The sequence below is a fragment of the Bdellovibrio bacteriovorus genome (genome assembly GCF_002208115.1).
Taxonomy (GTDB): domain Bacteria; phylum Bdellovibrionota; class Bdellovibrionia; order Bdellovibrionales; family Bdellovibrionaceae; genus Bdellovibrio; species Bdellovibrio bacteriovorus_C.
The window spans coordinates 103916-115267 of the sequence record NZ_CP020946.1; the positions used below are offsets into that span (position 1 = coordinate 103916).

The 11352-nt window shown below is 50.9% G+C and carries 12 protein-coding genes and 1 pseudogene; 9 read left to right on the top strand and 4 right to left on the bottom strand.

The features are described from left to right. Nucleotides 1-115: 115 nt before the first annotated feature. From obgE to B9G79_RS00490, 3 genes and pseudogenes are all read left to right on the top strand, one after another. A pseudogene (gene obgE / locus B9G79_RS00480) lies at nt 116-1120 on the top strand (GTPase ObgE); the annotation flags it as partial. Then, nucleotides 1120-2148 carry a nicotinate (nicotinamide) nucleotide adenylyltransferase gene (gene nadD, locus B9G79_RS00485; RefSeq protein WP_088563815.1) on the top strand — a complete coding sequence of 343 codons (1029 nt, stop codon included), beginning with the start codon at nt 1120-1122 and terminating at the stop codon, nt 2146-2148. The pseudogene obgE and the gene nadD, both read left to right, overlap by 1 nt. A gap of 2 nt (nt 2149-2150) precedes the next feature. Beyond that, entirely contained in the window at nt 2151-2621 is a 471-nt protein-coding gene (locus tag B9G79_RS00490) for a 23S rRNA (pseudouridine(1915)-N(3))-methyltransferase RlmH (RefSeq protein ID WP_088563816.1), read from the top strand. Here the strand turns inward: B9G79_RS00490 and B9G79_RS00495 are convergent. Further along, a complete protein-coding gene (locus B9G79_RS00495) occupies nt 2618-3376 on the bottom strand; it encodes a protein-glutamine glutaminase family protein (RefSeq protein ID WP_088563817.1) in 759 nt (252 codons plus the stop codon). The genes B9G79_RS00490 and B9G79_RS00495 overlap by 4 nt on opposite strands. A gap of 79 nt (nt 3377-3455) precedes the next feature. Between B9G79_RS00495 and B9G79_RS00500 the strand changes: the two genes are divergently transcribed. Genes B9G79_RS00500 through rimO form a run of 3 tightly spaced genes read left to right on the top strand, consistent with a single transcriptional unit; the run spans nt 3456 to nt 6134 of the window. After that, nucleotides 3456-4121: a ComF family protein gene (locus B9G79_RS00500; RefSeq protein ID WP_157678686.1), complete on the top strand. Its 666-nt coding sequence runs from the start codon at nt 3456-3458 to the stop codon at nt 4119-4121. Further along, nucleotides 4114-4764: a LolA family protein gene (locus B9G79_RS00505; RefSeq protein ID WP_088563819.1), complete on the top strand. Its 651-nt coding sequence runs from the start codon at nt 4114-4116 to the stop codon at nt 4762-4764. The genes B9G79_RS00500 and B9G79_RS00505 overlap by 8 nt, the downstream gene beginning before the upstream one ends. Then, a complete protein-coding gene (rimO, locus tag B9G79_RS00510) occupies nt 4761-6134 on the top strand; it encodes a 30S ribosomal protein S12 methylthiotransferase RimO (RefSeq protein ID WP_011166141.1) in 1374 nt (457 codons plus the stop codon). The genes B9G79_RS00505 and rimO overlap by 4 nt, the downstream gene beginning before the upstream one ends. Here the strand turns inward: rimO and B9G79_RS00515 are convergent. After that, complete coding sequence (locus B9G79_RS00515) at nt 6131-7423, bottom strand: tetratricopeptide repeat protein (RefSeq protein WP_232469322.1); 1293 nt, start codon at nt 7421-7423, stop codon at nt 6131-6133. The genes rimO and B9G79_RS00515 overlap by 4 nt on opposite strands. A gap of 139 nt (nt 7424-7562) precedes the next feature. Here B9G79_RS00515 and B9G79_RS00520 point away from each other — a divergent pair, with 139 nt between their 5' ends. The 3 genes from B9G79_RS00520 (at nt 7563) to B9G79_RS00530 (ending at nt 10467) form a co-directional block, all read left to right on the top strand. Then, a complete protein-coding gene (locus B9G79_RS00520) occupies nt 7563-8363 on the top strand; it encodes a hypothetical protein (protein WP_232468933.1) in 801 nt (266 codons plus the stop codon). A gap of 131 nt (nt 8364-8494) precedes the next feature. Next, nucleotides 8495-8848, top strand: a complete 354-nt coding sequence (locus B9G79_RS00525) for a DUF2203 domain-containing protein (RefSeq protein ID WP_232469323.1) — start codon at nt 8495-8497, stop codon at nt 8846-8848. Then, nucleotides 8845-10467 carry an NAD+ synthase gene (locus B9G79_RS00530; protein ID WP_088563822.1) on the top strand — a complete coding sequence of 541 codons (1623 nt, stop codon included), beginning with the start codon at nt 8845-8847 and terminating at the stop codon, nt 10465-10467. Before B9G79_RS00525 ends, B9G79_RS00530 begins: the two co-directional genes overlap by 4 nt. A gap of 31 nt (nt 10468-10498) precedes the next feature. Here B9G79_RS00530 and B9G79_RS18450 read toward each other — a convergent pair whose 3' ends face one another. After that, nucleotides 10499-10621, bottom strand: a complete 123-nt coding sequence (locus tag B9G79_RS18450; protein WP_269768124.1) for a hypothetical protein — start codon at nt 10619-10621, stop codon at nt 10499-10501. A gap of 64 nt (nt 10622-10685) precedes the next feature. After that, on the bottom strand, nt 10686-11303 hold the full coding sequence (locus tag B9G79_RS00535) for a 3'-5' exonuclease (RefSeq protein ID WP_048349893.1): 618 nt from the start codon (nt 11301-11303) through the stop codon (nt 10686-10688). Nucleotides 11304-11352 lie beyond the last annotated feature (49 nt).

The window sequence follows — 11352 nt, forward strand, 5'->3', positions numbered from 1 at the left end:
CCCATGGCTCCTTTTTTGTTGTATAGACAGTCAGTTATGAAATTCATTGATGAAGTCAGTATCTCTTTAGCTTCGGGACGTGGCGGCCCGGGTTGTGTAATGTGTATAAGAGACAGCTTTAGCTTCGGGACGTGGCGGCCCGGGTTGTGTCAGTTTTCGCCGCGAGTCCATGCAAGCCCGTGGCGGCCCAGACGGGGGCAACGGCGGCAAGGGCGGGGATGTTATTATCCGTACATCTCGTCATATCAATTCTCTGGTAGATATTAGACAAAATAAAAGATACGCCGCTCAATCTGGAAGAATGGGTGAGGGTCGTCAGAAATCCGGTATGGATGGCGAAGACCTTATCCTTGTTGTTCCTCAAGGCACTGTATTCCGTAATATGGATGGTGAAATCATCATCGATATGACCGGAATTTCCGAGCACACCCTGCTTAAAGGCGGTCGTGGTGGAAAAGGAAATGAGTTTTTCAAAAACAGTGTGAATCAGGCTCCAGAACATGCGCAACCCGGTGAAGAAGGTCAGGAAATTGAAGTTCGTCTGGAACTGAAACTGATTGCGGATGTGGGTATCGTTGGATTCCCGAACGCCGGCAAGTCCACACTGATTTCCCGTATTTCTGCAGCAAGACCGAAAATTGCGGATTATCCGTTCACAACCCTGACTCCGAATCTGGGAGTGGTGAAGGCCGGGGACTATTCCTCGTTCGTGGTGGCGGATATTCCGGGACTGGTGAAGGGCGCACACGCGGGTGTGGGTCTGGGTATCCAGTTCTTGAAACATATTGAACGTACACGCCTGTTCATCCATCTGGTTGATGCATCCGGAATGTCAGGCCGTGATCCTTTAGAGGATTTTACGGATATTAACAACGAACTTAAAATGTACGATGAAAACAACCAGGACAAAGAGGGTTTCTTCCCTCTATCCACGCGTCCTCAATTGGTTGTGCTGAACAAGATCGACACTTTAAGTGAATCTCAGCTGACGAAGCTGAAAAAACAGTTCAGGGAAGCCAGCGGCAGCGAGCCGTTTGCGATTTCCGCAGTGACTGGCAAAAACATCAAAGAATTTGTTCAGGAACTGGCTCGTCAGATTCTGAAAGAGGAAGAAGAATAATGAAAATAGGTATTTTCGGAGGCAGTTTCAACCCTCCACACATGGGTCACATCAACGCCATTCAAACCGTAGCGAAGAAAGCCGGTTTGGGCAAAGTTCACATCATCCCTGCGGCTCAGAATCCTCTGAAAACTCCGGTGGAAGGTCCAACGCCTGAACAGCGTGTGGAACTGACTCGTCTGGCGTTTGCCCAGTACGGTGAAACTTACTTCGTGGACGATCAGGAAATCAAACGTGGTGGCATGAGCTACACAGTTGATACCGTGATGAATCTGCGCAAATCCTATGATGCCAACGACCTTTACCTGGTTGTGGGCGCAGATAAATTTGAAGAGCTGGCTCAATGGAAGGACTATCAAAAGATCCTGACCGAGGCGAATCTGATTGTCACAACCCGCCCGGGTTACGACATGCCGGAATCTCTGGAAGAGATGCCGGGTTTCCTGAAGCCCCTGGTTGCAGAATTTGATTTCAACTTCATCGAACTGAACACGGGCCGCAACATCCAGTTCATCACTTTGCGTGATGTGGAAGTTTCCTCCAGCGAAGTTCGTAAATGGCTTCGTTCCGGCAAGCCGGTTGAAAAATACCTGCCATTGTCTGTTGAATCCTACATCAAGGAACACAAGCTTTACCGCAATCTGGGTGACCGTATTGGGGACTACAAAAAGTTCACCGCGTTCTGCGCCGATGTTCTGTTTGCGAAAAAAGGCATCAACGTCCGTGGTTTTGACCTGACTTCCATGTCGGCTCCAAGTGAATACACTTTGATCGCGTCCGGTACCTCCACCCGTCATGCGGCGGCGATGGCGGAAAACATCGTGATGGCGGTGAAAGAGGAATACAACGTACACCCACAAAGCATCGAGGGTGTGGACGAGGGCCGCTGGGTTCTTGTCGATTACGGTTCTTTGATCATCCACGTCTTCTACGACTTCGTTCGCCAGGAATACAGCCTGGAAAACCTGTGGAGAGAAGGCAAAGACATGGGATTGAAAGATCCTTATGTTGGCAAGGGTGAGCAGTAGTCATGAAGTTCATTTTGTACAACCTCGCAACGGCCAAGGAAGCCTGGGCGGACGAGGTCAGCGAGTTGTACAAGAAGAAGATTTCCTTCTTCATTCCCTTCGACATTCAGTCACTAAAAGCCAAAAAGTCCGCGCGTGAAGACGCGGACTTTAAGCGCAGCGAAGAATCCGATTTAATCCTTAAAAATATCAACAGCGACGACTATGTCGTGCTCTTTGACGAGCGCGGGTCCGTGCTGGATTCGATTCAGTTTTCAAAAAAAGTGGAAAACATTCTGGGAAGCTCCAAGAAGCGCGCGATTTTCATTATTGGCGGCGCTTTCGGAGTCAATGAAGACGTCCGTAAACGTGCGGACCTGAAGGTGGCTTTATCGCCCATGGTGATGAATCATCTGATGGCCCAGGCGATGAGCTTGGAGCAAATCTACCGGGCCTTTACGATCATCAAAAAAATCCCGTACCACAATATCTAGAGCCAAGGTGGCTCGTTACCCAGTTCTTTTTCCGGATCACGGTCCAGATCCAGCAGGCGGTTCCATTCAAGGCTTAGGAAGCTCTTTTGCTCCGAGATCGCCTCTTGTTCTGTCAGGGCCCGTGGATTCAGGCAGTCTGAACCCGGATCAAATGTTTTGTGGGAGCAGATGGTGTATTGCACCTGGCTTTTTTCGCCACCGACGGCTTTGTTCCATTCAACCAGTGTCACGGGTTTTTCCGGATTGATGGCTGGATCAAAAACATAAACGTCGTTACCCACGCGGTAAGTAACTGCGACGTGATACCACCAGGAAACGGAACCGCCCGGTGCGTTCTGAGTCGGCGCATACAAGTTTCCGAAGACAAAAATTTTCTTCGGTGTTGTGAAGTGATGTTCAATCAGCTCGGTGGCGGCCATTTCGGCGCGGGCATAACAGCCATCGTCCGGATACATCCAGGTCAGGCGGCGGGCAAAGGGTTCTGCATCGGTGATGAAGCGGGTGTCGCGAACGTATTTGAATTCACGCTCAAGATCCGCGTAAGAACCCACATCGGGAATCTCCTGGATGTTCAGCTCTTTCATGGGTTTTTTCATGCGATCAGGATAGCTGTTGCGACCGAAGAGTTCCCACACCGGAGTGCTGCGCTGGCGGGCAGCCTCAAAAGATTCACCAGAGTGTCGGATGGAAGAAAGACCGGCCACGGCCGTGGCGGAAGCAGACAGAATCATCAACGAAACGAAAAATGCCCTCATAAACCCCTCACTCTTTCGGTTCTAGGCCCGCTGTCAGGGACTGTCAAAGAATTTGCAGTGACGCGAAAGAATGAATTCTGTGTTGAAAACCCTTAAGACCCGACTGTCCGCCTGTCTGCATTGCGGATCGTTTCAGGTGGAACAGGCGGGCCTGTGTGTTCCCTGCCATGAGGTGCTGAATCATTACCCGCATCGCGCGCGCCGACGGCAGGATTGGCTGAGGGCTCTATATTCTTGGAATCCCGGGGAAAGTGATCTGTTGTCAGCACTGGTGCTCAGTTTGAAAGGCCGGCATAACAAGGCGGGGTGGGAGCACTTTGCCCGGAAGATGGTGCAGCAGCAGGTGCCCCGTCTTTCCGGCGGGCGAAGGTTGCACTTTGTTCCTGCTCCGTCGAAGTCCGGTGCTGAAGATCATGCTTCACTTTTTGCCCGGGCGCTGGCAGCGCACATGGGTGGTGTTTTTAACCCGTGTCTTCGTAAAGCCTCGTCAGGAAAACAAAGGCGGTCCGACCGGGGAGAGCGGGCTCTGATCGCCATGGAGCTGGTTGAAAAAAATACAGAGCTGTCTATAAACTCGACAGACATCCTCTGGATCTTTGTCGACGACATCCTAACCACCGGCTCTACAGCGCGCGCCGCCCGGCTGGCGCTCGGGAGTCCCCCTCACTTTGAAGTTTGGGTCTTGGCAGAGAGGGGCCTCTCTTGCGGAGCGTCCACGGATATGCTACAAAACCCGCATGCTTAGATCGACTCTTTCCCTGGTCCTGACATTCCTGTTTTCTTTGAGTGCTATGGCGGCCGTCACCGGCAACGGCGCTCTTCAGAAAGTCGCAAAAAAATACCGCACCACCAAGCTTGTGGAAATGAATGTGGAAAAGACTGTGAAGTCTGAACTGCTTGGCAAAGAAACCAAGTACGACGGCAAGATCTATCTGGCGAACGGAAAGTTCCGCTGGGAAAACACCAAGCCGGAAGAAACTCTGCTGGTGTTCGACGGTAAAACCATCTGGAGCGTGCAGGTGCCGCCAAAAGAATTCGGCGGACCGGTGCAGGTGGCAAAGGGCATCGTCGACAAAAAGACGAAATCCCATATCCTGATTTCCTCTTTGCTGGGCGAGGATCTGAACAAGAACTTCAAGATCCTGAAAGAGGAAAAAGACGGGGAGCTGGTCAACATCGAAGTGCAGCCGCTGAATGACGGCCTGACCGTGAAATCCCTGAAGCTGACTGTGAAGTCCAAGGACAACACTCTGCAGACGATTTCCTACCTGGACGATATCGGAAACCTGACGACCATGAAGTTTTCCGATGTGAAGTTCCTGAAAAAAGAAAATAAGAAACTGTTCAAATATCAACCGCCAAAAGATGCACAGGTAACCGACCTATGAAACAAGAGACTGCTCAAAACAAAAAAGTTCACTTTATCTCTCTGGGTTGCCCGAAGAATCTTGTCGACAGCGAAATCATGGCCGGCACTTTGATGAAAGACGGCTATGAAGTTGTGGGCGAAGCGGATCAGGCCGACACGGTTATCGTGAACACCTGTGGTTTCATCGAAGACTCCAAAAAAGAATCCATTCAGCGCATTCTGGACATGAGTGACCTGAAACAGGAAGGCAAAATCAAAAAGGTTGTTGTCGCGGGTTGCCTGACCCAGCGTTATAAAGACGACCTGGTGGAAGGTTTGCCGGAAGCGGACTTGTTCGTGGGCTCTGGTGAGTTCCAGAACATCGCAAAAATCCTGAAAAACTCTGACGAAGGCGAAAAACAGAAAACCTTCTTCAACCTGCCGACCTATCTGCAGGAAGAGGCGACTCCGCGTGTGAACTCCCAGCCGGGTCACCGCGCATATTTGAAAATCTCTGAAGGCTGCATGAAGCGTTGTGCATTCTGCGCGATCCCTCTGATCCGCGGCAACCTGCAGTCCCGCTCGATCGACGCGATCGTGGCCGAAGCCAAATTGCTGGTTGCCGGTGGCGTGAAAGAGCTGATCATCATCAGTCACGATTTCACTGATTACGGTTTTGATATCCGTCGTAAAGATCCGACTCGCAAGGAAAGCCCGGTGGAGCTTTTGAAAGCTCTGGATCAGGTTGAAGGTCTGCAGTGGATCCGTTTGATGTATCTGTATCCAGATGGCATCACGCAGGAAATGGTTCAGGTTATCAAAAACAGCACCAAGATCGTGAAATACTTCGACATGCCTTTGCAGCACGTGAACGATCAGGTTCTGAAATCCATGAACCGTAAAATGACCCGTGACGAAATCGAAACGGCACTGATGAACATCCGTGAACATCTGCCGGAAGCGGTGATCCGCACGCAGTTCATCGTGGGCTTCCCGGGTGAAACCCAGGAACAGTTCGAAGAGCTTCTGAACTTCGTGGCGGAACAGCAGTTCGACCGCGTGGGTTGCTTCAAGTACTCTCCGGAAGAAAACACTCCGGGCGGTCGCATGGAAAACCAGATCGACGAAGAAACAAAACAATACCGTCACGACGCTTTGATGGAAGTTCAGCAGAACATCTCCCGTGAAAAGCACAGCGACTTTGTGGGTAAAACTTTGCAGGTGATCGTGGAAGGCTTCTCAGAGGAAACAGACCTGTTGTTGCAGGGCCGTTTCTGGGGTCAGGCTCCGGACATCGACGGTGTGGTTCTGATCAATGACGGTCAGGCGCAGGTCGGTGACATGGTTAAAGTTCACATCACCGACAACATGGAATACGATCTCATTGGTGAGATCGTGGTGGAAAACTAGAACGTACAGTTTTCCGACGCCTGTTCAAACTGGTCGGTCCATTTGTTATTTTTCGCGTTTCTTAAAACTGTCGTGGCTCTTCTAAAGGCCACGGCATTTTTTTTATCAAATTTGCAGGCGTTTTTGTAAGCCATCAGTGAAATGTCATACTTGCGCAGCTCAAACGACGTGGTGGCAAGCCCCAGCCACGATCTTGCCGCCTGGCTGTCGGCTTCCGTGCCGGATTTAAACACCTTCATCGCATCGATATAATTCTTCTGCTCTTCCAGCAGGGCGCCATAGTGGTACTGCGCCAGCTCTGACTTGGGGAAGTCGTTGGCGGCCTTTTTAAGCGTTTTTACCGCGATGGCGTCTTCCCCCAGGGCCTTGTATGAAAGTCCCAGATAAACGTAAGCATCGGCGATTTTAGGGTCTTTCTGGATGGCTTCCTTGCAGGACTGCACCGCCGGTTCGTAAGTGCCGTCACGGGTGTTGATCTCACACAGCTTTCTTAAGTACTGCGGGCGCGGGCCGATGTTTTGAACCATGTCCTGCAAAAGAATGCGCAGTTCGTACAGATTCGGCGTATCGCGCTTTTCATAAAGCGAGATCAGACCGTCGTAAGCCGGTTCGTATTTCGCATTCAACTCGATGGATTTTTTGTAGGATTCCATCGCGTCCTTGGTTTTTCGCTGAAGGGTGTAGGCATTCCCCATCAGGCTGTAAGCCTCAAAGTCCTTTTCATCCTTACCCAGAAGCACGTTCAGGGAGCGGATCATTTCGGTGGGCTCTTTGCGTTTTTCATGGGATCTCGCCAGAATCAGAAGTCCGCGACGGTCGATTTTGTCGACGTGTTTCCACAAAAGCAAAGTGACCTTTTCGTATTCCTCTTTTTTGTAAAGCTCGTCAGCCAGATCGACAATCAGGCGGGCGTTTTTGGGGCTGGCGCGGATTTCCTTTTTCAGGCGCTCGATTTTTTGCTCAGGTGTTTCATCTGTCGGAACAGCTGCGACCGGAGCGGTAACCGCCTCGGGCTTTGGCACGGTGGCAGTTGCTTTTTCCGGAGCGGCCGGAGTGGCCGGTGCCGCAGGTGTGTCGACTTTCGGAGTCTCCACTTTGGGTGCCGTCACCGTAGGTTTAGTTACGGTCGGTTTGCTGATGGTGGGGGCGGTGGGTTTTACGACCGGAGGAGTCGGTGTCGCCGCCGGCTTCAGTTCCTCTTCAAAGAGAGAGAACTCGTCTTTGGTCTGCTCTGCCGCAAGGGCACGGGGCGGATCAATGACCAGAAATGAGACAAAAGCCAAGAACACTGTAAATATGAGTCGATTGAAATTCAGTCCATTGGGCATATGCTGTATTATGACCTAAATGCTCTTACGAGTGAAGAAATCTCAACTTACATCTGGACTACCCAGCGAGCGAGGTCAGGCCGCGCTCGAGTATGTCCTTATGCTCGTGATCATTGTCGCATTATTGATCGGGCTGACGTCTCAAATTATCAAACCCATGGATGCCTTCATCAAAAACTACATGGGTTCTTACGTGCAATGTTTGCTGGAAATGGGTGAGCTTCCTTCCGTGGGAAGTGAAGACACCACCGTAGCCGATGAAGGGTGCAACACCCGATTCCAGGCGGGAACGTGGGCGAACGGCCGTCCTCCGAATGGTAGTGGCGGCGGGGGTTCCAGCGGCAGTGGTTCGGGCTCCAATAAAGATGGATCAGGCAGCGGTTCTGGCAGTGATGGCGGTGGCGGCAGCGGAAGTGGTTCCAGTGGCGGCACTTATGCCGGTTCTCAGTCCCGTGGGGGCAGTCGTTTCATAAACCGGGGTCGTCGTCCGTCGTCCGGGGTGGAATCCGGTGGAGGCGCTCAAGGCAAGGTCGTTGAAATCGCCCTGGAGGGCGGTGGCAGCGGTGGATTCTTCCGGGGCAGCAGTGGTGGCAGCTATGGGCCCCGTCCCGTTAAAACCCGTTCCGTGGCGATTTCGGGGTTGACCGAAGCAGAGCGCAAAAAGCTTGAAAAGAAATCAAATGGCGAAGGAAAAGCCTCGATTGTTACGGGAGAGTCCTTGACTCCTCCGGTGAAGAAGCTGGCGGTGAAAAAACCGCCAGTCCAAACCTTTGAAAAAGAGGAAGAACCTTTCACCATTGGAAATTTTATAAGAATCCTGTTCATCGTCGCCATCATTCTGGCGCTGGTGGTGTTCTTGGGCGGTCAGGCACTGCAAATGTCGAAGAGTTTTGAAAAATAGTCTGCGTCGCGTTTAGAAATTCTTCATAGAAATTCTTAAGTTGTCTGTCATGTCGTTAATTTCTTGAAACAGTACATTCTTTAAAGGATACAGCCTATCTGTTCAGTGATGGGGGAGTTCCTTTGGAAAATGTGATTGAAATCAATCGCAATAAAACGTTCAGCTTGGATGAAGCACGCAAACTGCTTCCCGTCATTTACCGTATGACCGAAGAGGCCTGCCGTGAGGTGAAACAGCACCTGAACCGCATCGATGCCTATTCCGATAAAAGCCACCCGTCGGTGGCGGTTATTGAAACCCAGATCAACACCGTTATCGACCGCTGGCAGGTTAAAATCGAAAAGCTGGGCGGCGAGCCCAAGGGCCTGTGGATGGCTGATTTTGACAATGGGGATGGCTACTATTGCTGGAAGTATCCAGAAGTTGAAATTAATCACTGGCACGGCTACCAAGATGGCTTTTCTGGGCGTATAACGATTGAATGAGAATCGCCGTCGCCCAAATAAATCCAGTTCTTGCGGACTTTCAGTTTAACAAAGAAAAGATCCTCGATTTCGTCAACCAGGCCGTGCAAAGAAAATGTGATCTGGTTGTCTTCCCTGAATGCACCTTGTTTGGTTATCACCCGTTTGATCTTTTGGAGCGTGAAAAGCTCGTCGCCAAACAAGAATCCGAATTCAAAGACCTGATAAAAAAGCTTCCTAAAAATATCGGCGTGATCATGGGCCTGATCACCAAGAACCCGGCAAAAAAAGGGCGTCCCTATTTCAACAGTGCCGCTTTGATTGCCAAAGGTGAAAAGCCGCGCTTCTTCCATAAACAGCTTCTGCCGACGGGTGACGTCTTTGATGAAGCCCGTTTTATTGAGTCCGGCGATTTGTCGAAAAACTATTTCAAATGGAAAGGGAAGAAGTTCTTCCTGACCATCTGTGAAGACATCTGGGCGTGGCCCGATGCAAAAGGGAATTCGCCTTACCGTGAAAACCCCCTTTCCAAAGTTAAAAAACAAAAGATCGACATGGTCATCAATCTGAGCGCTTCGCCTTACTTTGTAGGCAAGATGAAGCAGCGGGAATATGTCACCCAGAAAACGGCGGCGTATTTCAATGCTCCGATCATGTATGTGAATCTGGTGGGCGCGCAGGATGAGATCATCTTTGATGGTGGCAGTTTCGTGCTGGATAAAAAAGGCAAAAAACTTCTGACCTGCCAGCAGTTTAGTGAAGACATTAACGTGATTGATCTTAACACCCAGGAAGTCTGGAACAAGAATCCCAAACTTGAAGCCATAGAAGAACTTCGTCGTGCGCTGGTGTTGGGAATCCGTGATTTCTGTGAAAAGACCGGCATTAAAAAAGTTCATTTGGGTCTTAGCGGCGGCATTGATTCCGCTGTTGTGGCGGCTTTGGCGGTGGATGCCCTGGGTCCTGCGAATGTTGTGGGTGTGGGGTTGCCGGGTCCGTTCAATGCTCCACAAAGTCTGACTTTGGCAAAAGATCTGGCATCCAATATGGGCGTGGATTTCAAAACTGTCGAAATCGGTCCGATGTATGAGTCCGTGTTGAAGGCTTTGAACAAGGGCCTGGGTCTTGAGGGTTTTAGCATCGTGAATGAAAATCTGCAGGCGCGTTTGCGTGGCCTGACTTTGATGGCGTGGTCCAACAAAGAAAACAGCATGCTGCTGACGACAGGAAACAAAAGTGAATATGCGTCCGGCTATTCCACTTTGTACGGGGATATGTGCGGTGGTTTGGCGCCACTGGGGGACCTGACCAAGGCGCAAGTGTATGCTCTGGCCCGATACTATAACAAACAAGGTGAAGTGATTCCGCAAGAGATCATTGACCGGCCACCATCGGCGGAACTTCGTCCGAACCAGAAAGATCAGGACTCTTTGCCTGAGTACGATGACCTGGACAAGGCTGTGACTTACTTGGTGGAAAAATCAGGTCCGGCAAAATCAGCGACTGAAAAATGGCTGTTGCCTGTTTTGATGCGCACGGAATTCAAGCGCTGGCAGGCGCCGCCGATTCTGAAAGTGTCGCAGCACTCGTTCGGCCGGGGCAGAAGATATCCGGTGGCTCACCGGGCGCGGGAAATCTAGAAACTAAAAAGCCCCTTTGCAGGGGCTTTTTTTATTTCGCACAGACAGAGACATCTTTGCAAAGCTGGATGCACTCGCGCTGGGCTCCGGCGATGGCGCCCCGGCACTCGGCTTCGGCCAGCATCTTCAGAACACGATCAAGGCCTTCGGGCATCGAGTTTAGACATTTAAAACTCCTTGAGCTGATAGAAATAAAAAAGGCCCCGAAGGGCCGTTTCTTAAAGACCTCCGAAGAAGTCCATTTGTTTTGGCTGGCGCACGATTTGCGGGAAACGCAGTTCGGGTTTGCCGGTCAGGGCGATCAGGTTTCCGACCTGCGGGGCCTGTCCGCCGATCGAGATTCTTTTCATCATCTGGCTGAACATGTGGCCCAGATAAGTCGCATCTTCTTCAGCGCGGTGGAAGTTGGAAGTTGGGATTTTCAAATGCTGAACCAAAGTTCCCAGTTTGTAGTTCGGAAGACCCGGGAAGACCTTACGCGCGATTGGCAGGCTGTCCAGAATCACTCCGCGAGGAGCTGTGGTTTCATGCTTTTTGATGTCAGCAATCAGGAACTGGGAGTCAAAAGGAGCATTGTGCGCCACCAGCACATCTTCACCGCAGAACTCAGCAAAGGCCGGCAGGATGGTGTCGATCAGGGGTTTGCCTTTAACCATATCATCAGAGATACCATTCACGGCGGAAGCCCCCGGCGGAATCGGGCGAAGTGGGTCAATCAAAGTGGCAAAGATCGCCTCGGGCTGGCCATCGATAAAACGAACGGCACCGATTTCTACGATTTGATCTACTCCAGGAACTGTACCAGTGGTCTCTAAGTCAAAAGCTATGAATCTCATAAAAACATTGATACAAAATGGATGGGGCTGTTTCAACTAAAGAGTGTCC